The organism is Virgibacillus kimchii (assembly GCF_055379185.1).
In genome coordinates this window covers 3933619-3959520 of record NZ_AP043951.1, presented here as the reverse complement: position 1 = coordinate 3959520, position 25902 = coordinate 3933619, and the positions used below count along the sequence as shown (strand labels likewise).

The following is a 25902-nucleotide window of genomic DNA, read 5'->3' as shown; positions in this document are numbered from 1 at the left end:
AGGGACAGTGTGTAGCTGCCCCCTGTTCCGCTCAATAGCCGTATATTCCCTGCGGCAGTTGATTTTTTAAAACAAGATCATCCAAACTTTTGAAGGAGTATCCTTCTTTCTTTAATTCGGTAATTAAATGCTGCAATGCTTCTGCATTATCTGAAGAAACTGTATGAAGCAAAACGATGGCTCCAGGGTGAATATGGGCCATGATCTGATCAAATGCATATTCCCAGCCCTTTTGTTTATTGGTTTCCCAGTCAATAAATGCCAGTGACCAGAATATATGTATATATCCCAGTTCACTTGCCCATTTCAACGTTTCTTCATTAAATATTCCCCTTGGTGGTCTGAGATATTTTAACTCGTTCTGATCAGACACTTCTGCTACTGCTTTTTCCAACGTTTCCAATTCTTCCTCCACAGCTTCCTTCGTAATAATGGAGAAATCGGGGTGATGGTAGGAATGGTTGCCAACGATATGCCCCTCGTCCACCATTCTTTTAACAAGATCCGGTTCACTTTCCACATAATGCCCGGTAACAAAGAACGTTGCGGGTACTTCTTCCTTTTTAAGCACATCCAAAATGTCATCTGTATACCCTTCCTCGTAGCCATTATCAAAAGTCAGATAAATATTCTTCTCACCGGACTCATCCGCATAATATGCGCCATATTTTTCAAGCAGTTCCTTGTATGCGCCAATATCGGGAATATCATGATTATGGTTCTTTTTAAAACCCCAACCGTACCCGGATGCAGCTTCAGCCTGCAGTAAACTTAAGGAAAAGATAATAAAAAGCGACATTATTACCGACACAAAAATTCGCATAGCAAACCCCCATTTATTTTTCTTTTATCTTTTCCTTGTAATAATTATTTATTCAACTGTCATTCTGTAACTTTGCTGTAATAGCACACTGCTGTCAAGGATGTTATACTATGCAAGCAGCAAATCGGAAAGTGTGGGTTACATATGAACAGGGCAACAAAAAAGTTACTTACTATCATGATTTTTTGCTTTTGCTTATTTATTGTTATTTCTGTACTTTCCAGTCATAATCGTCTGCACACCATTGACGAAAGTATGTATGCTTTATTAAATATGGATGATTCGGGATTTATTTACAGGATGCTGGACGCCTTGGCGATTATTGGCTCAGGTGAAGTAATCATTCTGCTCACTTTGTTCATTGGTTTACTTCTTTTCACAAAGAAAGGCTGGATGCAGTTAGTATTTCTGCTTACCGCCGTTTTCGGTGGAATAGCTCTCAATTTTCTTTTAAAATTAGTATTTCAACGGGAAAGACCAGGAGAAACAACGTTGCTTGAGGTTTTTGGTTATTCACTGGAAATCCACTCCTATAGTTTTCCAAGTGGTCATACAATGCGGGTAATCATCTTATTTTCCTTCCTTATTTTTCTTAGTTTAACTTATATAGGCAAAAAGCAATGGAGGATCTTTTGTACTGTGCTATTTATAATCATCCCCGTTCTCATTTCTTTAAGCAGAGTGATTACAGGGGCACATTATTTCACGGATATATTTGCAGCCGCGCTGATTTCCATTGTCTGGTTTTTACTGTGCTACATTTTCTTTCAATACATCAGCAAAAAATCACTTTCTCCCAAATAACATTTGGAGAAAGTGATTTTTTTATTACAATATAACCGCAGCAGCCCAGCCGAAAATTATCAATGGTATATTGAAATGGATAAATGTCGGCACAACTGTATCCCATATGTGGTGGTGCTTCCCATCTGCATTCAACCCTGCAGTTGGTCCGAGCGTGCTGTCCGATGCAGGTGAACCGGCATCTCCAAGTGCACCCGCTGTTCCGATGAGCGCTGCTGTTGCCATCGGGGAAAAACCTGCTGCCATACAGAGGGGCACATATAATGCTGCCAGAATCGGAATCGTACCAAAGGAGGATCCGATACCCAAGGTGACCACCAGGCCAACCAATAGTAAAATCATTGCAATGATTGGCTGATTATCTCCCAGGAATCCGGACGATACTTCCACCAATGCACTGACCGCTCCTGTTTCTGTTAGAATGTTGCCGAAACCGGATGCCACAAACATGACAAACGCGATGGTTCCCATCATGGCAATCCCTTCTGACATGATCTTTTCTCCATCCTTAAACGGCACTGCCACCAAGGCAAACATAAGAATTAATCCGGTTAACGCCCCGGCAACCAGATTATCTGTAATAATTTGTACCACCAGTGCAGCTACGATCGCAATTAAAGTGAAGACATGTTTACGGCCGAAGTTCACTTCTTTTTCATCGGTGCTGATGGTGGATTCCGTGCCTCCCGCACCTTCTAGCGCATCCCTGTCTTTTCTGTACGTAATAAACACAGCTATCAGTAAGCCAACTACCATTCCAAGTCCCGGAATCAACATGGCCATGGCTGATTCTCCCACTGAAATGGACATTCCGTTTTCTTCCATTCCTTCAACAATGATCCCGTGGAAAATTAAGCCGAAGCCCGCTGGAATCATTACATATGGAGCTTTCAACCCGAAAGTCAATGCGGTAGCAACAGCGCGGCGGTCTACGCGCATTTGATCAAATACTTTTAATAATGGCGGTATTAAAATAGGAATAAATGCGATATGCACCGGAACGAGGTTTTGTGATAATGAAGCAACAGCCGCAATAACCAGTACCATCATCACCTTTTTCCCTGTCAGGATACGGATCAGGTTTCTTACAAGTATACCGGTGATTCCGGTATAGCTAATAGCTACAGCAAATGCACCAAGCAGAATATAGCTTAAAGCTGTATTGGCCCCTCCGCTCATTCCCGCTACGAGCATTTCAATGGAATCAATGACAGTAAGTCCTGACATCACCCCTGCAGTTAATGCAGCAATAATGATAGCTATAACGACATTGACACGTAATAAACTGAGTACAGTCATCACTAATACAGATACGACGACAACCCATTCCATTTTCTCTTCCCCCCAACAAACTAAACCTATATTATGATTTCATTAATACTTTATTATGATAAAGTATTAAAGCACAAAAATCAACCCCTGTTTTTTATATTTATGCATAAGAAAAATCCTGCATGCGAGCTACAGGATTTCTTTAGGTTTATATTATTCGACAAAGCTTGGGAATTGACAGTTTCGGTAGGACGAGCATTTAGCGCACTCCCAGGAACTCCCCCCGTCGACACCATTCGACAAAAACTGGGGAGTGACAGCGTATAATGGTAAATAAGTCAATAGGTAATTTTACCGAAAAAAGGGTAAGTTTAACTAAAGCCCTTCATTTTCTTTGTTTTCTGAAAAGACTCATCCATCACAGAACTTTATAATAGAGCCCCTCTAGAACGTAAAAGGGATCTTGCTTTTTTATCCTGCAGAGGATACAACCTAGTGATATAAACTTAGATTTTCACGTATTATTCGTACTTGCAGGACAAGATCCATAACGCTGTCACACGAGGTCTGGAGCCTCAGGCACGTTGTTCAATGTAATCTAACGTCCTAGAGGAGCTCCATTTTCACTTCCTATAGCTTATAAAAACAAATGGCTTTAATCAGTTCATGCTTCGTGTTCTACTTAGTGAATAAAAACATCAAATAATATCATTCATGCCATGTATCCCACCATCCTTGACCTTGTTTGTGTCCGTGGTAGTGGTTTTGATGGCGGATGGTAGAAAAACAGCCTTTAGGGCTCCATCCGCATCAGCAGCGTACCACGGACATTCACTTCTAAGTTCCGCTGGCGGGGCCCCGCCCCCTTCCAGCGATCACTAAGAAGTGGCACGGCGGTCAAGGGCAAGCAGCTAAAGCTGTGGTTAAGATAGTGCTATTTTCCAGTGAATGGATCACTTTTGTCATAACTGGCTCACTGTCTATAATTACTTAATTTCCAGTTAGGCAGACTGATAGTCTATCGTTGCGGCAAATTTTTCGAAAAACAGCTTTGTATTAGCGCTGTGCAGCTTTTTGCTTATTTGATTGAGTAAAGTATAATCTTTATGATTTGTACGGTATAACGTCTGATGCTTAATCATGGAAAAGGCTAATCGAATCATCCGGTTTCCCAAAGCAATGTAAGCCTGTGGAGCGACTTTTCCGCGTTCAATGAGCTCTTTATATTTCTGTTTCATTTCCGGGTTATTACTGGCTAAAGACCGGCCGGCCTGATAAACAACATTTCGGAAAGGCTTCCTCCCCTGTTTGGAAACAGCGTAGTAAGAAGGTCTCCTATCCCCTGACTGCTTCACGACTGGGTTTGTCCCTGCCATTTTTATTAATTGTCCCGCATGATCGAAATCAGAAATATCCTCCATTTCCGCGTATAATTCAGCTCCAGTAACGACTCCAATACCCGGCACGCTAAGAAGGACCGCCCCCTCTGTCTGTACAAATAAATCCTCAATCTCTCTTTCCAGCTTTTTAATCTGTTTATTTAATAATTCCAGTTGATCCAGACGCTGATTAAGCAGGAATTGATCCGCCTGGACACATTCCTTTGGCTGTGAAATGGATTGATTGGCAAAATCAAGCAAGCATTGAATCGTATCATCTCGCAGTTTTAGATTTTCACGTACCGAAAGAGCACGTAAGCCTTTCACTCCAAGTTCCACGATATCGCTTGGATGTGGGCAATTTCTCATGATGTAAACCGACGACTTCCCAAATAAATCGGAAAAGGGCTTTTTCTGTTCTCGCTTGCCGTTTTCCCATACACTTTTCCCTTGAAATTCGCGGAATATATGGTCTAAATGGACACGTATTTGATTTTGTACAGATGAACGCTCTGCCACTAACTCACGTCTTGCACGAGTTAGCTTTTGCAGGTTATTCATCGTATCCGAGCTTAATTCATGCGTTGTGCCATGACCGTATATTATCGCTTGTACAATCGCCATTAAATCCAGGTTGTCTGTCTTGGATGAATTTAAAAGCATCTCCCGTACTTGTGCTGTGGTCGCTGCATTTATAACCCGAACCATATAACCCTCTTTATAACTGCGCCTCACCAGATCCTCATAATAATGCCCCGTTGTTTCAATGCCAATAACAACCTCTTTCATTTTATGTTTTTTCTTTTCACTCTCAACCAAATTCCTTACCTTCTCAAATCCAGTCCCGGATGCATCAAACTCAAATGGTTTTACCAGAATATCTCCATAAAATGTACAGATTGTGGCCTTATGCGTATACTTCGCTGCATCCACCGCTACGATTAATATCTTTTCTCCTCCTGTTTTTCGAATAAATTCTGCCCATCGACTTCCATTCTTACCTTGAATATGGTTCAATAATGTATGGACCATCATTTTCATCTCCTTTGAGTGATTAGTAATTGGAAGTTCTGTGATAGGTACTTCTATTTTACATTGAAAATGATGGTCTTTCTTCATTTATGAACTATTTACTATACTAGGCACCATCAATTTACATTATAGGAGAAGCTAACGTGGTCTTGGATTGGGATCCATGCGCCTACTCCTTGTTTGGTTACATTTTTAATTTCTATTGATTTATTGGAGCCTTTAAGCTTAATATACACTTCACCAAAGGTAACCTCGCCTTTTTCGCTTACTGCCGGAGCGAATGCTTCCAGTATGCCATATTTTTCAGCCGGAACCTGATAAGATTGTGTCTTTTTCGTATTGCGGCCAACCACGGTATTAAAGGAAAGAGGCAACTGAGTGGTCTTCTCCGCATGCAAAAGCATCATTTTTTTCACTTCTTCCGGACGGGAAATTTTATTCGTCAGTGCTCCCTGAATTTCCTTTTGCTCCTGCTGTGTATAGTTCAATTCCTGGTTTGCGTTGCCACCGAGATTATTAATTTCATTTTTGTTAATTGATTGGTACTCCCAATTAACCCTTGTATCCGTTGATTTGTAATTTAGCGGCCATCTCCCAATGAAAACTTCTCCACGATAACCAATAGCTATAGGCGAAGGATTAAGTGTCGTTTCATTCAGCGTTTTTATTAAATCAGGGTTTTTTATAGGAATATCCATCTCCTCTATGAGATCCCTCGTTAATTCACTCGGCTCTACCACTTCCTGGTCTTCCGCTGTATTATTATGCGTGTTTTCTTTTTCAATACTTAAGACATGGCTCGGGATCTCAAAGTCTCCCTTTCCTTCTTTTTCTTCCGCTTTTTCCTCTTCTCCAAAGGTAATAATCGGAAGCATCAAAGCAAATATTATGAAGAATAGGAGGGTTGTCATATAACGGCTAGCATTCATTTGTCCAAATCCCTTCTTTTTCCCATAGTTTTTTCAGACAAATGATTTTTATACGTACTCCTGAAGCTAAATTACATGGACAACGGAAGGATTTCTATGCTCTCTTCAATTTCAATACTGTTTTCCACAGAACGGACCATCGAACAATTCCTTCTGCTGACTTCCAGGTTTTTATACAGTTTGTCCTGATCCAATTGCTTTCCTTTTATTAAAAAGTGTAAATGAATTTTTTCTATCCGGTTTGCTTCATCCGGGTTTCGCTCTACCTTTGCTTCCACTTGCAGGTCATCAATTTCCGTTCGTTGTTTTTCCATTACTTTCAGGAATACGGAACTGCTGCAGCCAACAATCGAGGCAACCATTAATTGATATGGACGATAGCCGAATTCCTCATTACCGGATATATCCAATTGTCCATATTCTAATTCTGTTCTTACTCCATTTTCCTTTAATGTGAATTTCATACTGTTCCCTCCATATAAAATTTTATACTAATACTATTTCCTTTTATAATTCTAGGATAACTTGTTTTTCTTCTTTTACCTACTATACTGCTTGCCCTCTACTGCAAATGTCCGGTTAAGGAGAATTCCTGATGAATATGTTAGATTGGTAAGAGACAATAATATTTACTATTCATTCTTTCCCGAGAGGAGCCAAATAATCATGGTTTCCAATCAAACAAGATTCTGGATTCTAATTGCACTTGTCGGCATTTCCGGATTTTCACAAGGAATGCTGTTGCCGCTCCTGGCAATCATACTTGAACAAAATGGGGTTTCCTCTTCTGTAAACGGCCTTCATGCGACAGGTTTATATATTGGAATTATTTTGGCTTCTCCGTTTATGGAAAAGCCGCTGCGAAAATTCGGCTTCAAGCCGATCATTGTAATTGGTGGTATGCTCGTTTTTATTTCCCTGGCATTGTTCCCCCTTTGGCAAGCCTTATGGTTTTGGTTTATATTGCGCATGCTGATCGGCATAGGGGACCAGATGCTTCATTTTGGCACACAGACCTGGATCACTTCCACCGTTTCCGCACATACGCGGGGAAAAAGCATTGCTTACTACGGATTATCTTTTGGCCTTGGATTTGCCTTGGGTCCATTAATGACAAGATTTTTATCCATCAACGAAGCGTTGCCGTTTCTTGTTTCCGCAGTTTTAAGCATGCTTGTCTGGATCTCTATGCTGTTTGTAAAAAACATGATTCCGGAGAAGGAATTCGAGACAGGGAAACAATCCAGTTCTTTAAAAAGGTTTTTGGAAACAGCAAAAATAGCATGGGTTGCACTGCTTCCCGGTTTTGGGTATGGATTTCTCGAGGCATCATTACATAGCATTTTCCCCATTTACGGCTTGCGGCTCGGGCATTCTGTAGACATGTTGGCTTTGATCATTCCATTTTTTGCTTTGGGCAGTCTCGTAACACAAATACCATTGGGTGTCATGAGTGATCGCTATGGCCGTAAGCGGATTCTATTAACCATCATATCTGCAGGTGCAGTCTGCTTTTTCCTGGCAGCTTTATTTGAGGGGTCTGTATTGGCACTATTTGTGTTATTTGCCCTCTCCGGCATGCTGGTTGGTTCATTATTCTCTTTGGGTATTGCCTACATGACCGACTTACTGCCACAATATCTTCTGCCGGCGGGGAATTTAATGGTAGGAATCACATTTAGCCTCGGGAGCATTAGCGGCCCTTTTATTGGCGGAATTTATGTCGACATCTTCCCGAGTGTTTCTTTTTTCTATTTATTAAGCGGGATCCTCGTACTTGTCGCCGGTGCTTTGTTTTTCAGAAAGGAACCTGACACAGTATAAATGAGCGGCAGCATACTGTCTTATGAAATTTTGCAGGCATAAAAAATCAGCGAAAGAATTCACCCCAAATCCTTTCGCTGATTTTTCCTCTTCCTTTTTCTTTATCCCTAATTATTCACATATTTACTATAGCGGATTTCCAGTCTGTCCTGTATAAAAGAGATGATCACACAAATCGGCCAGTAGATAAGTGCAACCAGTACATACATCGTCATGGCATCAAACTCTCTGCCTGCAACAATCTGGGTTTTCTGAAAAAGTTCCGGTACGGTAATTACCGCAGCCAAAGATGTCGCTTTAACAATATCCATAAACACATTCGTCAATGGCGGGATGGCGATCCTTGTCGCTTGCGGCAAAATGATTTTCCTTAATGTCAGGGAATAACCGATATTAAGTGCTTTTGCAGATTCCCACTGGCCTTTATCCACGCTGTTTAATGCAGAACGGTCGATTTCTGCTATGTAAGCTGCACTGTTCAAGCCAAAACCGAGTGCAGCTGCAACCCATGCGGTAAACTCTATCCCAACAACAGGCAAACCGTAATATAATATGAATAAAAATACCAGCATGGGTGTACCGCGCATAAAGGAAATATACAACCGTGCAGGCCACCTCAGTGTAATTTTCGATGAGCTTCTGGCCAGTGCCAGCATTAAACCTAGGATAAGTCCAATTGCCATACCGGCCACGGATATTGTTAAGGTCATAGGCAGCCCGCCGAGTACAAATGGAAGGTTTTCCCATGCCAGTTTCACATCAAATAATCCCCCAAAATCAAATCCTTGAAAATCCATTGCTGCCCTGCCCCTTTTATCCAGATTTGCCTGCTCTTATGCATTTAATGAGCCTGCCTCGCCTTCCCGATTCACATCCAGGAAAGACAAAGTAATACTACCAATATAATCAGGTATTTCCAAGTACTGCCTAGCCTTTTTTATACATGCCAGCATATATCAACTTATAAATCCAATCCTTCAATTTCAATGAACTCCCCTTCTAACTCCTGGGAAGCATCTTCCCCATAAAATGTTTCGGCAATCTCAGTCAAAGTACCATCATCCCGCATTTCTGCCAATGCACTATTCACTTGTTTTGTTAATTCATCCGCCCCTTTTGCCATGATGGCAGCCTGGGCATTTGGATGGAATTTTAAATCGGGATGCAAATGAATATCAAAATCAGGGAATCCAGCTACACCGAATTTGGATAAATAATAATCATTTACCACTACATCCGTTCTTCCGTTATTCACATCACGCAAATATGCTTCATTGGGTGCATTTCCGTAAGTAATTACCTCTGCACCGTAATGCTCTGCAATTTGACTGTAAATCGTCGTTGCTCCCCCACCTGCTTTTTTCCCTTCCAGATCTTCCAGTGATTCGATGCCTGAGTTATCCTCTTCCCTGACCACCATCGTGGAATAGGAATATTTATATGGCTCACTGAAATTAAATTCTTCTTTTCGTTTGTCGGTAACTTCAATATCATTTGCTGCTACGTCAATCCTTCCACTATTCACGGCAGGAAGCATACTGTCAATCCCCATGATTTCAAAAGATATATCAAGATCAAGCCGGTCGGCTACCTCCCGCATCACTTCCACATCATAGCCTGTTAACTGTTCCTCACTCTCTTCTTCTCCATCGTAATAAGAAGCTGCCAGCAATGTTCCAGAAGTTCCTACTACCAATTCTCCGGATTCCTGGATTTCTTCCCACTTTTTATCTGTTACAGTTTCTTCACTTGCACTGTTATTACCCCCTCCAGCATCACCACAAGCTGAGATAACCAAAGTTAATGCAACCATGAAAAGAAATAATTTTATCTGTTTCAACTTATCCACCCCTGTTGTTATATTAAAATCATAGTATAAATTGTAACAACTTTGTGTCCTAAATTCAAAAGATTTACAACCAATGTTTGACCACCTTTTACTCCCATTGATTATAAGAGCATTGACCTTTCTAATGGTTTTGCTTTTATGGCGGCCTGGTTACTTGCCAAAGGGTACTGACGCTTTCATTTTTATGAAAAAAATAATAAAACAGAATGGCATTAATACAATGAAGTTGGCCTTGTTATTAATGGATGTTATGACAACAGAAATTGAGCAGCTAGAATAATGAACAGCCTAAATAGGTTGTTTACACATAAAATACACCTCCCCTTTTAAAGAAAGGCAGGTGTATTTTAAATTTTATTAAATTCTGTTTAGGCTTAATAAATAAGTCGAAGCAGTTAGTCAGACTGATTCATTGGATCGTTTTACCCTTATAAATGCATTGATCACCCCGCCCAGCATAATGATAATGGCGGAGATATAAAACCAAAGCATTAGTACAATTACTGTACCAAGACTTCCATATGTAGCCGAGTAATTCCCCAGCGTATTGACGTAAAAAGAAAATGCCAGAGATGAAAGCTGCCAGAAAACAGTTGCAAAAATAGCTCCCCATATTGCATTTTTAAAATAAATCCGTTTATTCGGTGCAAGAACATACAACGCAAGAAAAACGACAAAAAATACGATCGATGATGTAATATACCTGACGGATTCCCAGACAGTAATAAACCCTTCCGATAAACCGAAAAAGGAAAAAAGGTATACGCCGATCATTCTTCCAAATACCGGAAGTAAAAGAGCAGTAATAATAACGACAATCATACCGATAGTAAGGACAATCGCAATCAGCCTGGACACGATAAAGGATCGGTTCTCCTCCACCTCGTATGCCCGGTTAAATCCCCGCATAAGGGCGTTCACACCATTGGATGCCGACCATAGAGTAGCTATTATACCAAAAGATAATAATCCCCCACTCTGCTGATGTATGAGCTGGTGTACATTTGTCTCGATTAAATCCCTGATCTCATCTGGAGCATACCTATTTATGAACTCTATCACCGTTAATTCGTCAAATGGCAAAAATCCAATTAGCGTCACCAACACTAATAAAAACGGAAATAGGGAAAGCAGAAAAAAATACGCCAATTGTGCGGCTAATCCAAAAACATCCGACTTTTCTATTCTCTCATACATCTGCATCCCAAGGTGTAATACTCTTTTCAATCGATCCACTCCTTAAAGCAGAAAACGAAAAAATTATTTCTGCTTTTCGTGGTTGTTAGCTATTCTATCCGATTCGTTTCATTTTTATTGGATATTTTGTCCAAAGAGTTTTCCACCTGTTCCAAAGCATTGATGGCATTTTCCGCCCCGTTGGCAAAGTTTTTATTAAACGTATCAAATGCAACACGGACATTATGCACCGCTTCCGACGGGTTTTTCAGAAAATAACTAGAGCTTGTTTTTACCGTACCCAATTTTTGTTTTGTATACGACCTTGTTTCTTTATCAAATAAAGCCACTACTCCTCCTACAGCTGCTCCTGCGACAACACTTAATATCAATTTTCTTTTACCCATTGTCATCCACTCCTTTAAAGACTAGTATGCTTTTCCTTGATGAAATCCAGCAGTCTGCTGCACCCTTCCGTCACAAGTTCATACGTATATTCAAAATTACCTGTATAGTACGGGTCAGGTACATTCGTATCACTGGGCTCATCAACAAAATCCATTAATTTTGCAATATACACGCCTTCAGTTTCTTTGTTCAGCTGCTTTAAATCTGTCATGTTTTGGTCATCCATGGCAATAATATAATCAAATTCCGACCAATCTCCCCGATGCACCTGTCTTGCGAGCATCCCTTCATAGGAAATATCATATCTGTCCAGCAGCTCTCTTGTCCCTTCATGCGGCGCTTTTCCGACATGATAGTTTCCCGTGCCGGCCGAGTCCACGGATATTTTTTCAGCAAGCCCTTTCTTTTCCACTTGATTCCGGAATACCGCTTCAGCCATCGGTGAGCGGCAAATATTCCCGAGACAGACAAACAATACTTTAATCATATTACCCACCTGCAATTAATTTTACCTTTATTATAAGCATGAATATCCAAATTTCGCAAAGGTTTACCTGTAATCACTGAATATCGACAGGAAATTCGGAAGTAAAATTTATAATGCACTTGCAAATATTATTAAGATTTACAAAAAAGGGTTGACAACGCTATGAATTTTTGGAATATTAAATATAACATTTGAGAAAAGGGGGAAAAGAGATGCAGGGTATTATTGACAATATAGGCGACTTTGTCTGGGGCCCGTTCACATTGATTCTTTTAGTGGGGACGGGGATTTACTTAACCTTTCGCCTTGGATTTCTGCAGATCAAAACATTGCCTTATGCGCTGAAGCTGGCTTTCAGCCCTGCCAGGCAGGATAAAAAATCCAAGGGGGACATAAGCCACTATCAGGCATTATCCACACAAATGGCGGCAACCATTGGTACCGGGAATATTGTCGGTGTCGCTACCGCTGTAATCCTGGGGGGGCCGGGAGCAGTATTCTGGATGTGGGCGACCGCGGTTTTCGGGATGGCCACCAAATATGCCGAGGCGATTCTTGCCGTAAAGTACAGGGAAGAAAACAGTAAAGGTGAAATGTCCGGGGGACCTATGTATTATCTGGATAAGGGACTCAAGCAAAAATGGCTTGCCGTACTGTTTGCCATTTTTGGCGCGATTGCTGCCTTCGGTATTGGAAATACCGTTCAATCAAAGGCTGTCTCGGATGCTTTAAGCGATTCTTTTAATGTTCCTGCAATGGCAACTGGAATTATTCTTACTGTGTTAACCGGTTTGGTGATCATTGGGGGAATTAAAAGTATCGGGAGAGTCACTGCTTTTTTTGTCCCGATCATGGCTTTGCTTTATATTACCGGCGGATTAATTATACTTATTATGAATATTGATATTGTCCCCGCTGCCTTTGGGTTAATATTCACGGATGCCTTTACTGCACAGGCAGTGGGCGGCGGTGTACTCGGTACAGCAATCAGGTACGGGGTGGCACGCGGTGTATTCTCCAACGAAGCCGGTCTTGGTTCCGCGCCGATTGCAGCTGCAGCAGCCAGAACCGACTATCCCGGCCGTCAGGCACTCGTTTCTATGACACAGGTATTTATTGACACGCTTGTTGTTTGTACGATTACCGGTGTAACGATTGTGATGGCAGATATGTACGGAGGCGGTGTGGAAGGTGGTTCCTTGACAAACCTATCCTTCTCCTTCTTCCTAGGAGACTTTGGCGGGCTGATCGTTACATTGGCGATTGCTTTCTTTGCCTTCTCCACATTAATAAGCTGGTCTTATTACGGGGAAAAATGTTTTGGTTATTTATTTAAAAATGATAATCTGGTTCCTTACTACCGTATCTTCTTTGTTGCTGTGGTTTTCTTTGGAGCCATCGCCGAGCTTGAACTTGTTTGGGGCATTGCCGACATCTTTAATGCATTGATGGCAATTCCTAACTTAATAGGATTGCTTGGACTCTCCGGCGTGGTGGTTTACGAGACAAGAAAGTTCATGAAAGTGGCCAAAGAAGAGAAAGAACAGGACCGGGCAGAAAAAGCAGGGCGTGCTTAACTTGCTTTCATTTAAAAGGATTGAGCCGGATTTCCGGTTCAATCCTTTTTCACGACTAATTAAGCAATTGGCCTTATGCAAGCTGCATCATTGTTTTTTGCAGCATTCACATACGTATCCACATCGTAAGCTGTAAAAGAGTCATCTTGAATACCCTGTAAAAATTGATGTGCTTCCATCGGGTTTTCAAAGTTCCTGGCTATCCATTCCTCTTCCTTGGATTTTGGCAATATAATTGGCATTCGGTGGTGAATATTCTGCATAAAATCATTGGCATCTTTCGTTAGGATCGTACAGGTGAACAATGTTTTATCATCCTGAACCCACTTATCCCACAGGCCAGCAAATGCAAACAGCTCCCTGTTTTCCACCTGAATTCTTTTCGGCTGTTTACCGGTTTCCATCCTTTGCCATTCATAAAAACTATCCGCTATAATAAGACATCTTTTTCTCGCCATTAATTTTTTAAAGCTTGGCTTCTCATGAGCTGTTTCACTGCGCGCATTAATCATTTTATAGCCGATCTTTTCGTCATTCGCCCAGGAAGGCACAAGCCCCCATCTCAAGTACCCCGCCCGCTTTTCTTTTCCATCATGAATCACGGAAAGTACTTCCTGGCCGGGAGCCACATTATAACTTGGCTCGTAATTTTCAATCCGTTCCTGATCCAAGTCAAATGCTTTAATAATATCCAGCTCATCTGCAAGCAGTGTATATCTGCCGCACATCATTCTCCCTCCTTACAGTAATTAATTAAAATATACTTAGATCCCATTGGTTCGCAATATGGCGCAGCAGTTTGATGCCTGCAATACTGTTCCCTTTATCATCAAGTGCAGGACCGTATACGCCAATACCACATCCATTTTTAAAAGGAAGACTTTCTTCACGAACTCTCGGCGGACTGACTGCAATGATCCCTCCGGACACACCACTTTTAGCGGGCACACCCACATATGCAGCAAATTTTCCCGATGCATCATACATGCCACAGGTCAGCATTAATGCTTTCGCCAGCCTTGCTACCTGCCGGGGAATAACTTCCTCGCCGGTAATTGTATCCTCGCCGTCATTTGCCAGCACGATGCCGATTTTCGCCAGATCATCTATCGTCATTTCAATCGAACATTGCTTGAAGTAGGTTTCCAGCGTTATATTCAAATCCGATTCAAGAAGGCCAGTTTCCAGAAGATAATACCCGATAGCACGGTTCCTCATGGAAGAATCTCGTTCTGACTCATATACATCAATATTGATTTCAGGCCGGTAACCAAGGATCCGTTCAAGCAAATCAAATAAAGGATTTAATTTTTCATCCGATGTATTGCCTTCAAGCATGGAACTTACTGTAATAGCCCCTGCATTGATTAGCGGATTAAAAGGTTTTTCCAGCTGCTGCCTCATTTCCAGATGCATAATCGAATTAAATGCTTCCCCGGTAGGCTCGACATCCACCCTGTCCAGCACATAGGAAACACCCCTTGTCATACAGGCAACAATATAACTGAATACCTTCGAAATGCTCTGAATGGTAAACGATATATCTGCATCACCGGAACGAATGGACAACCCCTCGCTGCCAAGAATGGATATCCCCAAATGGTTTTTATTTGCTTCCCCCAATATTGGAATATAAGAGGCAACATCGCCATCTTGCGTATGCTTACGGTAAAAAGAAACCCAATCATCAACGTAGCTTTGCAGCCATTCTTCCGTTGTTTCCGTATTCCAATTAGCTACACCTTGGACCAATACGATCACCTCACAAATAGTCAGTCTGTTTATCCTGTTAAATCCATTAACCTTCATTATAGCGGAAAGCTTTGATTTATAAAGTAAAGTATTCCCAAATAAAGTTGACTTTTACTATTGTTTCCCTTATGCAAGAAAAGATTACTTTTAAATATAAATGAAGAAGTGTGTTGTTTCGAACCAAGCTGATGGTGAATTTATTCTGCAGTGTTTTTACGGGGACTTTTTGAACAGGTTTTGAGATGAAATAGGCTTTGAGCGGGGGTCTCGGGGACATTTACAAATGTTTTTACTTGGAAAACGGCTGCGAGCGAGGGGCTCGAGGACATTTCCAGATGTTTTCACTTGGAAAACGGCTTTGAGAATGGGGCTCGAGGACATTCCCAGATGTTTTCACTTGGAAAATGGCTTTGAGAATGGGGCTCGAGGACATTCCCAGATGTTTTCACTTGGAAAACGGCTTTGAACGAGGGTCTCGAGGACATTTACAGATGTTTTTGCTTGGAAAACGGCTTTGAGAATGGGGCTCGAGGACTTTTCCAGATGTTTTCACTTGGAAAACGGCTTTGAGAATGGATCTCGAGGACATTCCCAGATGTTTTCACTTGGAAAACGGCTGCGAGCGAGGGGCTCGAGGACATTTACAGATGTTTTCACTTGGAAAACGGCTTTGAGAATGGGGCTCGAGGACATTTACAGATGTTTTTGCTTGGAAAATGGCTTTGAGCGGGGGTCTCGAGGACATTCCCAGATGTTTTCACTTGGAAAATGGCTTTGAGAATGGGGCTCGAGGACATTCCCAGATGTTTTCACTTGGAAAATGGCTTTGAGAATGGGGCTCGAGGACATTCCCAGATGTTTTCACTTGGAAAGCGGCTGCGAGAACAGCTCTCGGGGACTTTTCCAGATGTTTTCACCTGGAAAGCGGCTTTGAGCGAGGGGCTCGAGGACATTTCCAGATGCTTTTACTTGGAAAACGGCTGCGAGAAGAAAGAAGCATAGAACTCATCACCCTGAATGGCGCAAATCCATTTTCCACCCAGCCACATAAGAAATGCAAAAACGAAATAAAAAGCGACCACCAATCCGTTCATAGATTGATGACCGCTAATATCTTACATGACATGGGAATGGCACCCATTAGCATAATCCCTCGTATTTTATCTTCCAATAAACATTTGTGTCCAGTGATTGCCTTGTTCCACGTAACCTACGCCAATGTGAGTAAAGTCACCATTGAGGATATTTGCACGGTGGCCTTCACTGTTCATCCATGCATCCACTACTTCCTGCGGGCTTCTTTGACCTTTTGCAATATTTTCACCTGCTGTACGGTAATTGACGTCAAATTGTTGCATCATATCAAATGGTGAACCATAAGTTGGGCTATTATGGTCAAAATAATTGTTTGCTGCCATGTCACGTGATTTTTCGCGGGCAACCTTGCTCAGTTCCACATCCGCCTGCAATGGAGATAGACCATGCTTACTTCGTTCTGCATTCGTCAGGTCGACAACTTCCTGTTCAAACTGACTCAGTTCTCCAGCATTGTTGCTGTCAGTGTTTTGTTCTTCCTGTTCAGTCACATTCTGTTCCTGCGTTCCAGCATTCTGTCCTTCCTGTTCAGTCACATTCTGTTCATGAGACTCTGCATCCTGACCTTCCTGCTGCTCTGGATTTTCCTGAGTCCCAGCACTCTGATCTGCTTGCTTTTCATTATTTTCCCATGCAGGTTGCTCATATTTGTTTAGGAAATGCTGCCAGATTTCGTTTCCGGACAAATGTTCCTGTACGTCATTAATAGATACCTCATTAATAGAATAGAAGACTTTATATGAATGCTGCTGTTCCTGATCTTGAGCAGAAGCAGCTGCAGAAGAAACAAAAATGCCACTGAATAAAATAGTAAATAAAGCTGTGATGATGCTTAATTTTTTCATCATAATTTTTTCTCACTCCTTTTTTGATTTGCAACATCATCATAGCATGCGTTTTTTGTCATATTCATGGAATATTTTACCGTAGATTGCGCCCTTGCAGGAAGAAAAAACAAGATCCTTGCCAAATAAGCAGTTTGCCAATGGGAGGAAACGGGTAAATTGGAAAAGGTCTGTTATAATGGAAACTTTTACATAAACATATGGATTGACACCTTTGGAATCCGCTTTTTATATTACAGAAAACAATTATTTGTAACCAAAATGTTACTTGATTTCCCCCGTAAACATCCTTTAATTTATAATATAGTACTATTTAAAAATGCTGTATTGCAAAATCTGTCACATATCAACATCAACCTTCTATAATACTGAAAAACTTTGCTTTGCAAATGATTCGTTTTTTAAAATTAAAATAGAAATAATGGAGGATTTAATAATGTTATCCACTGCTGAAATAGGAATTGACCTCGGAACCGCAAATATCCTTGTATATTCAAAATCTAAAGGAATCGTATTAAATGAACCGTCTGTAGTAGCTATTGATGTAAACACGAAAGACGTGGTAGCCGTTGGAACGGAAGCCAAAGAAATGGTGGGAAAAACACCACAGAATATTATTCCGATCCGTCCTTTAAAAGACGGCGTCATTGCCGATTACGATATCACGGCAAAAATGCTGAAGGAATTCCTGAAAAAATTAAGCAAGAAGATTGGTATGTCCATGAGAAAACCAGTAGTCGTTGTATGTACCCCGACCGGCAGCACCACTGTGGAACGCCGTGCCATTCATAATGCCGTCACCAGCTATGGGGCCAAACAGGTACATTTGATAGAAGAACCTGTGGCAGCAGCCATCGGAGCTGACTTGCCGGTGGATGAGCCAATTGCCAATGTGGTGGTGGATATTGGCGGCGGTACTTCAGAAGTAGGAATTATTTCCTTTGGCGGTGTAGTTTCTTCCAACTCCCTGAGAATTGGCGGGGACAAGATGGACGAGGAAATTATTCACCATATCCGTAAGAATTATAATATTTTAATAGGAGAACGGACCGCGGAAAATATTAAAATGGAAATTGGCTATGCCCATCCAAACCATGCTGAACAAACGCTGGAGATACGTGGAAGAGATATGGTAAGCGGGTTGCCAAAAACGCTCACTATCACTTCCTCCGAGATTCATGAAGCATTAAAGGAATCCCTGGAATCTATTCTGGAGACAATCCGTGCAACACTGGAAGACTGCCCTCCTGAATTAAGCGGTGATATTGTTGACCATGGTATCGTCCTGACAGGTGGCGGAGCCATGTTAAATGGAATGCAGGAATGGCTTTCCGATGAAATTTATGTGCCGGTCCATATTGCACCAAATCCGCTGGAATCTGTAGCTATTGGGACAGGACGTTCCCTGAAAATGATAACCAAACTGCAAAAAGCTGCTAAATAAGCCAAGCTGACTAGTACGTCAGACAACTGAACAGAAACTATTTTTAAAAATTTACAAGCTATCTGTTTACAAATCTTTCTGATAATTATATAATGGAATTCAGTTAATCATGTCTTAGAATTATCCCCATTCAAAAACACATGATACAAAAAGGGGCACAGATCCCCGGGAAAATAATATTAAAAAAACTGCCTAATCTGCCTCCAGTCCCTTACCGGGAGCTGTAACGGCAGATACAAGCCAGTTCAAGTCATGCTTACAGTTAAGACTGTAAATGATTTGAACTGGCTTTTTACTTATTTCAAAGCTGCTTTCGCATTATTGCCGGCAGTAAGAGCAGGCATTTTTGGAAAGCAACTGACTAAAAAAAGAAAGAGGTGATAACGTTGTCAGGTGCATTGGAGCATATTCGAATTCTCGATTTATCCCGCGTCCTTGCAGGTCCGTATTGTACGATGATTTTAGGGGACCTTGGTGCTGAAGTGATTAAAGTGGAAGGTCCGGGCGGGAGTGATGAAACAAGAAAATGGGGGCCTCCTTTTAAAAATAATGTAAGCGCCTATTATTTAAGTGCAAACAGAAATAAAAAAAGTATTACTGCCGACTTAAAATCCGAAGAGGGCATTGCATTAATCAAAGAGCTCGTAAAGACAAGTGATGTTATCATTAATAATTTTAAAACAGGCACCATGGAACGTTTTGGACTGGATTATGATACCCTGTCGGAAATTAACCCAGGGATTGTTTCCTGCTCCATTACAGGATTTGGGGAAACAGGGCCAAATAAGGATATGCCCGGATATGATTTTATTATCCAGGCCATGAGCGGATTCATGAGTATTACAGGAGATGAACATTCAGGACCGCAAAAGGTCGGTGTGGCAATCACGGATGTTTTAACCGGGTTATATGCCTGCATCGGGATTCAGGGAGCTCTTTTGGAAAGATCCCAATCAGGCAGAGGGCAGAAGCTTGATATTTCACTATATGATTCTGCCGTGAGTGCCCTTGTAAATGTGGGTAGTAATTACTTGATGTCCGGTGAAGTTCCCAAAGCCCTCGGCAATCATCATGCAAATATCGTCCCCTATCAAACTTTTAAAACAAAAGATGGGGAAATGGTCATTGCAGTGGGAAACGATAATCAGTTCACCATGCTTTGCAAATTAATCGGAAAGCCGGAGTATGCCACAGACTCACGGTTTAGCACGAATCCCGACAGGGTGAAGAACAGGGACAGTCTTGTTCCGCTGTTACAGGAGGAACTCTTAAAGGAAACGACAGCCTATTGGCAGGAGCAATGCAAGCAACATAATATTCCGTGCGGGCCAATTCAGAACATCGCGGAAGTTTCCCGCGATCCGCAGCTTCGGGCAAGGGATATGTTTGTCAATTATAACCATCCTTCTGCCGGGGATATCAAAATGATTGGGAGTCCATTAAAACTATCAAGGACCCCTGTCAGTATCAGGCAGCACCCACCTGATGCCGGCGAACATAATAAGGAAATAATATCTGCATTAAAAATAAACAATAAATAAGGAGAGGATCAACATGAATTTTGAATTTACAGAGGAGCAGAAAATGCTGCGAAATACAGTGAGAAACTTTACGGATAAGGAGATTTTGCCGCATATTGCCCAGTGGGACCGGGATGGAAAATTTGACCCGGAGATTATTCCAAAGCTTGCTGAGCTTGGTCTTATGGGGGTTTGTATCCCTGAGGAATACGGTGGAAGCGGGATGGACTATAATTCCCTTGCCATTGTTTGTGAAGAATTAGAACGCGGGGACACTGCTTTCCGTACCGCTGTATCCGTGCATACAGGGCTTAACAGTATGACCATTCTGCAATGGGGAAATGAAGAACAGAAACAGAAATATCTGGTGCCACAGGCGAAGGGAGAAAAAATTGCCGCTTTCGGACTGACAGAACCTGGAGCGGGCTCAGACGTGGCTTCAATGGAAACAACAGCAGTCAAAGAAGGTGACTATTATATTCTTAACGGACAGAAAACCTGGATATCCCTATGTGATACCGCCGATAACTTCCTTGTATTCGCTTATACGACTGACCGTTCGGAAAGGCATAAAGGAATTTCTGCATTTATTGTGGAACGGGAATGGGAAGGTTTTTCCTCCAAAGCCATTAAAGGAAAGCTCGGAATCAGAGCCGGCAACACTGGTGAGCTGTTCTTTGATAATGTAAAAGTGCCTAAAGAAAATCTTCTTGGAGAAGAAGGCGAAGGGTTTAAAATTGCCATGTCTGCATTGGATAATGGAAGATTTACAGTTGCTTCCGGTGCTGTAGGACAAATTATGGCGTGTATGGAAGAAAGCGTGAAGTATTGTCATGAACGTAAAACATTCGGAAAAGAGATCGGCAAGCATCAGCTGGTGCAAAAGATGATTGCAGAAATGGAAGCCGGTCTGCAAATGAGCCGATTGCTTGTCTACCGTGCAGGGGAGCTGAAAAACCAGGGAAAACGCAACACAAGAGAAACATCCCTTGCCAAATGGCAGGCATGTGATTTTGCTAATAAAGCAGCAGATGATGCTGTACAGATCCACGGGGCATACGGTTTCTCCGATGAATATCCGGTAGAGCGCTTCCTGCGCAACTCCAAAGCACCGGTCATTTACGAAGGCACCCGTGAAATCCATACAGTGATGCAGGCCGAATACGTACTTGGCTACCGCGAAGATAAAGAACTGAACAAAATGCTACCCGCATGGAAAGAAACCGAATACGCAAAATAACGGGGTCAGTCCCCCGTTACACTAATACGTTAATGCGTTAGCATGGTGGGGGTCTGACCCCCGCTGCACTAATACGTTAATGCGTTAGCGTGGTGGGGGTCTGACCCCTTCTGTTGATATTCTGTTACAGCTTGCTGTATGATAAGTGGAAAGGAGGTTTCTGATATGTTTGAAAAGTTAACTAATAGTATTTATATTGACGGGGAATGGAAAGAACTGAATGAGCAGCAGACAAATACTGTCTATAACCCCGCCACGTTGGAGCCGATTACAAAGGTGGCCAATGGTGGAAAGGAAGAGGCTGAAGCAGCGATTCAGGCCGCTGCAGAAGCATTCCCATCGTGGAGTGAACTGCCTGGCAGAAAACGTTCACGGATTCTGTATAAAGCTTCCGAACTAATGACAGAAGAAGCCGAGCGTTTGGGCAGGATTTTGACGACGGAGCAGGGAAAGCCTTTAAAAGAAGCGATCGGAGAAGTAAAAGGTGCTGCAGCATTTCTGTTATGGTATGCCGAAGAAGCAGCACGCGGCTACGGAGAATGGCTTCCATCATCGGTAAAATCCAAGCGCATGCTGGTAATTCCGAAGCCGGTCGGTGTAGTCGGTGCCATCACACCATGGAATTTTCCGTCTTCCATGATTACGAGAAAGCTGGGACCAGCACTTGCTGCCGGATGTACCGTTGTCCTGAAGCCATCGGAGGAAACACCGCTCTCAGCCATTGAAATCATAAAAATCTTTGAGAAAGCGGGTATGCCTAAAGGCGTGGTAAACATGGTAACTGGAGATCCACAGCAAATTGGAAATGCCATGTTAACCAGCAAAGAGGTACGTTTAATTACGTTTACCGGCTCTACTGCAGTAGGAAAATACTTAATGCGCGAGAGTTCCGAGCATGTGAAAAAACTATCACTGGAACTCGGTGGACATGCTCCAAGCATTGTATTTAAAGATGCGGATATTGACAAAGCGGCTGAACTTGTTTTAGCAAGCAAATTCAGAAACAGCGGCCAAACCTGCATTTGCACTAACCGCTTATTTGTCCATGAATCTATTGCCGATCAGTTTACCGAGGCACTAAAGGAAAAAGTCGAGAAAATGAAAGTAGGTTCCGGCATGGAAGAAGGGACAGAGCTTGGACCGTTAATCAATAAGGCAGCATCAGAAAAAGTACACAGCCATATGGAAGATGCTGTGGAACGAGGTGCCGAAGTTATTTCCGGAGGGGGTTATTGGGAAGGTGATCTTAATGGGCATTTCTATAACCCTACCATTCTATCAAATATAGATGACGATATGAAAATTATGAACGAGGAAACGTTTGGTCCGATCATCCCTATCCAGACATTCAAGGATGAAGATGACGTCATTCAAAAGGCTAATGATACAGATTACGGATTGGCAGCCTATATATTCACGGAAAACACAAACCAGGCAATAAAGGCATCCGAAAAACTGGACTATGGAATTGTCGGCGTCAACGACGTATTCCCCGCCATGCCTGAAGCACCATTTGGTGGAATTAAGCAGTCCGGTATCGGAAAAGAAGGCGGTCACCACGGAATGGCCGAGTTTCTGGAAGAAAAATATGTTTCCATTTGTATTGAATAATAAATTTGTGTTAGAAAAACTCGCTCCCGCTCACCTTTAAGTAAATGTGTCAGTTTTTCTTATACTTAAGACTTAAGTTTTATACTTGCTTCATGTGCGAAAAAGGAAGTCCGCTGTAATTTCAGTGAACTTCCTTTTCTTTATAAGCTTCATACTGCTTATACAAATCCTTCAATGCAGATGCCAAAGCATTTCCTGCTTTGCCCAAATATCTTTCCTTTACTTCTTTCACCGGTTCCTCTATTCCATCCTGCAGGCTGTAACCCTTTAAAAGGTGCTGAATGAAATCTCTCCCGTGATCTGTTGCCAGAGTACAATTTGCGGTAACGATAACGCTGTATTTCTTATCAATTTCCGCAGTAATTGTAAGTGTTTCATAAATACTCTTTGCTGCCATTCCGGAAGGCAATCTTGCATGACCGGCAATAAATACAGTATTATTCAACATACCTCAGATCCTTTCTGGTTTCCTAAAACCAAGTTTATCAGAAATTTCTCCCGCTGTCTGGTATGTTTTCTTTTTAATCAGTTCCAGATGCTCCCCTGTAAAATGGGTTGATAATCCACTGACGCCCAATGCAGCAACCACTTCATTACGGTAATCAAATATCGGATAGGATATGCCCGTCGTATCTTCATCCTGTTCCCCGGAGCTCCAGGAAAACCCTTCTTCCCTTATTTGATTCAAGTCTTTCCTCAGTTCATCCATTTTAATTGGCTTTCCATTTGGAAAAGTAGCAGATTTGGCCAGCTGTATAATTTTCTCCTGCTTTTCTTCCGGCAAATAAGCGAGCAACAGCTTTGGACCTGAACCAGCGTACAGCGGAGCGCTTTTCCCGACCCTGGTATAAAGCCTTAATGCCCTGGTGCTATCCACTTTTTCAATATACGTCGCTTCACCGTGGTTAATGACAACAAGGTGAACTACCTCGTTAATTTCCCGGCCAAGCTGCTGCATATACGGCAATGCTATCTTTCGTACTTCCAATTTATCGGCGACAAGCTGTCCCAGATCAAGAAGTTTTAAGCCCAGACGGTACCTGCTGTCATGTTCACTTTCTTTTGTTTTATTTAAAAAACCAGCCTCTTCCAATGATGATAAAAGCCGGTAAGCTGTCGGTTTTGGAAGATTCGACCGGAGGGATATCTCTTTTAATGATAATTCATATGTATCTTCCGTGAATAAATCCAATAGTTTTAATGCTTTTAACACACTTTGATTCATTGCTTTATCCCCTTTTGCCACAATCATCTTCATAGCTATACTCTTTTTCTATCAGAAAACTGCCGGGAACACAAATATAAATCGCTTCTTAAGTCAGGGAATTTCTAATGAATCATTTATTCCTGCAGTCCCTGTGAATAATCACACTACCTTATTTTTCATTGTTTCTGTATTAAATAAATGCATGAGATTTCTCATTTAATCTATTAATTAAACAATCTCCGTAAAGTCAACACGTACAAACATTAATTTAAAAATACCCTCTGCAAACAGCAGAGGGGGGGACGTACTATGCTTTTACTGCAGATGGATCAGCTTTTATTTTTTCTTTGATGTTTACAGCGCGTTTTGCCATTTCTTTAATATAAACATCTCCGTCCACAATTTTTTCAGGCGGATATACGCCTCTTTTTGTTATTGTACCGTTTCCAAGCATTTGAGCAACTACGGAAATAGTATTTGCCGTCGCGCGTGCCATAGCGGTAACATTGGTTTTCCTGTCCTTGAAGGTGGTCATTTCATACGTGAAGCTTGCAGGCGCACCATTCTTTTCCCCGGATACTTCGACCCTGAGTAATACCGCATCATCTTTATCCCCTAGCTCAACAATAGGGTCAAGCACTTTTAACAGCACTTCCCTCGGGTTGATTTTTTCACCATTCACATCGACTTCATAATCCGCCCTGGTTAGATTCAAATCAACCAGCAGTTTAAACTTTTCAGCATGACCGCGATAGCGGATCGTTTTATACTCCAGCGTCTTTAAATGAGGATAGGATAATGACAATGTCGATGTTCCACCTGAAGTATGAAATGCTTCCAGCGGTCCGAATTTCTCAAAATGAACAGTTTCCACTTCCGACAAAGAAGGTATCTCCTGTTTGACACCATCCCTTATAATAAGTGAAGGATCGGTATAATGATCAAATACCCCTTCCATGGAAAATACATGGTTATATTCAAATGGAGGTTCCGGCTGTACCGGAATACCGCCAACATACAGTTTAATTTCTTCCAATTTATCGAGTTTTTCTGCACCATAGCCGGATAAAATATTAATCATTCCAGGTGCGACGCCAAGGTCAGGAATTAAAGTGACGTTAGCATTTGCTGCTTCTTCCTTCATTTCCAGTACCTTATCTGTAACATTACCGATATGGCCTCCGAGATCCACGGAGTGCACACCAACCTGAATCGCTGTTTTTGCTACGATTTCATTAAAAGAATAAAACAGCGCATTAATAATGACATCAAACTGACTCATATAATCCGCCAAATCTCCCCTGTCACTTGCATTCACCTGATAGGCTGTCAGTTTACTCGAGTTCAATTGGTCTACAACCTGCTGTGCTCTATCCAGGTCTATATCAGCCAGTCCGACTGCCGAAACCCCTTCACTGTTGACTAAATCCCGTGCTGCTTCCTTTCCCATTAATCCGGAACCCAATACACCTATTTTCATCTCATCAACTCCTGTATTATAAAATTATAAACCTGTTTAACCTATGTTCTGACACATCCGTTTTATGCAATTAAGCTCTTGAAAGCGCAATCATTCATCCCTTTAGAAATGGCCGGAAAACACATCTTCCGACCATTCTAAATTGACC

Annotated in this window: 23 protein-coding genes; 7 read left to right on the top strand and 16 right to left on the bottom strand. The window is 41.9% G+C overall.

Features of this window, described 5'->3' with window-relative positions; all coding sequences use genetic code 11:
• Positions 1 to 31 precede the first annotated feature (31 nt).
• Complete coding sequence (pdaA, locus tag ACZ42C_RS19245) at positions 32 to 823, bottom strand: delta-lactam-biosynthetic de-N-acetylase (protein WP_461183077.1); 792 nt, start codon at positions 821 to 823, stop codon at positions 32 to 34.
• 144 nt (positions 824 to 967) lie between these two features.
• Here pdaA and ACZ42C_RS19240 point away from each other — a divergent pair, with 144 nt between their 5' ends.
• Positions 968 to 1627, top strand: coding sequence for a phosphatase PAP2 family protein (locus tag ACZ42C_RS19240; protein WP_461183076.1), 660 nt, complete (start codon positions 968 to 970; stop codon positions 1625 to 1627).
• Between the two features lie 24 nt (positions 1628 to 1651).
• Here the strand turns inward: ACZ42C_RS19240 and ACZ42C_RS19235 are convergent, their stop codons facing one another.
• From ACZ42C_RS19235 to ACZ42C_RS19220, 4 genes are all read right to left on the bottom strand, one after another.
• Positions 1652 to 2959 (bottom strand): Na+/H+ antiporter family protein, encoded by a 1308-nt coding sequence (locus ACZ42C_RS19235; RefSeq protein ID WP_461183075.1) that lies wholly within the window; start codon positions 2957 to 2959, stop codon positions 1652 to 1654.
• A 941-nt stretch (positions 2960 to 3900) separates the two neighbouring features.
• Positions 3901 to 5313 (bottom strand): IS110 family RNA-guided transposase, encoded by a 1413-nt coding sequence (locus ACZ42C_RS19230; protein ID WP_464891251.1) that lies wholly within the window; start codon positions 5311 to 5313, stop codon positions 3901 to 3903.
• Between the two features lie 113 nt (positions 5314 to 5426).
• Positions 5427 to 6239, bottom strand: coding sequence for a YfkD family protein (locus tag ACZ42C_RS19225; RefSeq protein ID WP_461183347.1), 813 nt, complete (start codon positions 6237 to 6239; stop codon positions 5427 to 5429).
• Positions 6240 to 6310: 71 nt separating this feature from the next.
• Positions 6311 to 6703, bottom strand: a complete 393-nt coding sequence (locus ACZ42C_RS19220; RefSeq protein WP_461183346.1) for an OsmC family protein — start codon at positions 6701 to 6703, stop codon at positions 6311 to 6313.
• Between the two features lie 202 nt (positions 6704 to 6905).
• On the opposite strand from ACZ42C_RS19220, the gene ACZ42C_RS19215 reads away from it, so the two are divergent.
• Positions 6906 to 8063 (top strand): MFS transporter, encoded by a 1158-nt coding sequence (locus ACZ42C_RS19215; RefSeq protein ID WP_461183345.1) that lies wholly within the window; start codon positions 6906 to 6908, stop codon positions 8061 to 8063.
• A 107-nt stretch (positions 8064 to 8170) separates the two neighbouring features.
• Here the strand turns inward: ACZ42C_RS19215 and ACZ42C_RS19210 are convergent, their stop codons facing one another.
• The 5 genes from ACZ42C_RS19210 to ACZ42C_RS19190 all read right to left on the bottom strand — a co-directional run bounded on the left by ACZ42C_RS19210 (position 8171) and on the right by ACZ42C_RS19190 (position 11983).
• On the bottom strand, positions 8171 to 8860 hold the full coding sequence (locus ACZ42C_RS19210) for an amino acid ABC transporter permease (RefSeq protein ID WP_461183344.1): 690 nt from the start codon (positions 8858 to 8860) through the stop codon (positions 8171 to 8173).
• A gap of 164 nt (positions 8861 to 9024) precedes the next feature.
• Complete coding sequence (locus ACZ42C_RS19205; RefSeq protein WP_461183343.1) at positions 9025 to 9903, bottom strand: transporter substrate-binding domain-containing protein; 879 nt, start codon at positions 9901 to 9903, stop codon at positions 9025 to 9027.
• A gap of 408 nt (positions 9904 to 10311) precedes the next feature.
• A complete protein-coding gene (locus tag ACZ42C_RS19200) occupies positions 10312 to 11139 on the bottom strand; it encodes a YihY/virulence factor BrkB family protein (RefSeq protein ID WP_461183342.1) in 828 nt (275 codons plus the stop codon).
• 59 nt (positions 11140 to 11198) lie between these two features.
• Positions 11199 to 11495, bottom strand: a complete 297-nt coding sequence (locus ACZ42C_RS19195) for a YtxH domain-containing protein (RefSeq protein WP_461183341.1) — start codon at positions 11493 to 11495, stop codon at positions 11199 to 11201.
• A gap of 14 nt (positions 11496 to 11509) precedes the next feature.
• A complete protein-coding gene (locus ACZ42C_RS19190) occupies positions 11510 to 11983 on the bottom strand; it encodes a low molecular weight protein-tyrosine-phosphatase (RefSeq protein ID WP_461183340.1) in 474 nt (157 codons plus the stop codon).
• 212 nt (positions 11984 to 12195) lie between these two features.
• On the opposite strand from ACZ42C_RS19190, the gene ACZ42C_RS19185 reads away from it, so the two are divergent.
• Complete coding sequence (locus ACZ42C_RS19185) at positions 12196 to 13560, top strand: alanine/glycine:cation symporter family protein (RefSeq protein WP_461183339.1); 1365 nt, start codon at positions 12196 to 12198, stop codon at positions 13558 to 13560.
• Between the two features lie 59 nt (positions 13561 to 13619).
• On the opposite strand, the gene ACZ42C_RS19180 is transcribed toward ACZ42C_RS19185, so the two are convergent.
• The 3 genes from ACZ42C_RS19180 to ACZ42C_RS19170 form a co-directional block, all read right to left on the bottom strand.
• Entirely contained in the window at positions 13620 to 14288 is a 669-nt protein-coding gene (locus tag ACZ42C_RS19180) for an SOS response-associated peptidase (RefSeq protein WP_461183338.1), read from the bottom strand.
• 25 nt (positions 14289 to 14313) lie between these two features.
• Positions 14314 to 15312: a glutaminase gene (locus ACZ42C_RS19175; RefSeq protein ID WP_461183337.1), complete on the bottom strand. Its 999-nt coding sequence runs from the start codon at positions 15310 to 15312 to the stop codon at positions 14314 to 14316.
• 1160 nt (positions 15313 to 16472) lie between these two features.
• Positions 16473 to 17255, bottom strand: coding sequence for a CAP domain-containing protein (locus ACZ42C_RS19170; protein ID WP_461183336.1), 783 nt, complete (start codon positions 17253 to 17255; stop codon positions 16473 to 16475).
• Positions 17256 to 17688: 433 nt separating this feature from the next.
• On the opposite strand from ACZ42C_RS19170, the gene mreBH reads away from it, so the two are divergent.
• The 4 genes from mreBH to ACZ42C_RS19150 all read left to right on the top strand — a co-directional run bounded on the left by mreBH (position 17689) and on the right by ACZ42C_RS19150 (position 23067).
• Positions 17689 to 18696: a rod-share determining protein MreBH gene (gene mreBH, locus ACZ42C_RS19165; protein WP_461183335.1), complete on the top strand. Its 1008-nt coding sequence runs from the start codon at positions 17689 to 17691 to the stop codon at positions 18694 to 18696.
• A gap of 386 nt (positions 18697 to 19082) precedes the next feature.
• Positions 19083 to 20237: a CaiB/BaiF CoA transferase family protein gene (locus tag ACZ42C_RS19160; protein WP_461183334.1), complete on the top strand. Its 1155-nt coding sequence runs from the start codon at positions 19083 to 19085 to the stop codon at positions 20235 to 20237.
• Positions 20238 to 20250: 13 nt separating this feature from the next.
• Entirely contained in the window at positions 20251 to 21456 is a 1206-nt protein-coding gene (locus ACZ42C_RS19155) for an acyl-CoA dehydrogenase family protein (protein ID WP_461183333.1), read from the top strand.
• A gap of 165 nt (positions 21457 to 21621) precedes the next feature.
• Positions 21622 to 23067 carry an NAD-dependent succinate-semialdehyde dehydrogenase gene (locus tag ACZ42C_RS19150; protein WP_461183332.1) on the top strand — a complete coding sequence of 482 codons (1446 nt, stop codon included), beginning with the start codon at positions 21622 to 21624 and terminating at the stop codon, positions 23065 to 23067.
• Positions 23068 to 23188: 121 nt separating this feature from the next.
• On the opposite strand, the gene ACZ42C_RS19145 is transcribed toward ACZ42C_RS19150, so the two are convergent.
• The 3 genes from ACZ42C_RS19145 to ACZ42C_RS19135 form a co-directional block, all read right to left on the bottom strand.
• Positions 23189 to 23515 carry a DUF3870 domain-containing protein gene (locus tag ACZ42C_RS19145; protein ID WP_461183331.1) on the bottom strand — a complete coding sequence of 109 codons (327 nt, stop codon included), beginning with the start codon at positions 23513 to 23515 and terminating at the stop codon, positions 23189 to 23191.
• A gap of 3 nt (positions 23516 to 23518) precedes the next feature.
• The gene (locus ACZ42C_RS19140) at positions 23519 to 24325 is read right to left on the bottom strand and encodes an IclR family transcriptional regulator (RefSeq protein ID WP_461183330.1); all 807 of its coding nucleotides are present in this window, start codon (positions 24323 to 24325) and stop codon (positions 23519 to 23521) included.
• Positions 24326 to 24581: 256 nt separating this feature from the next.
• Positions 24582 to 25754 carry a saccharopine dehydrogenase family protein gene (locus tag ACZ42C_RS19135; RefSeq protein WP_461183329.1) on the bottom strand — a complete coding sequence of 391 codons (1173 nt, stop codon included), beginning with the start codon at positions 25752 to 25754 and terminating at the stop codon, positions 24582 to 24584.
• Positions 25755 to 25902: the final 148 nt, after the last annotated feature.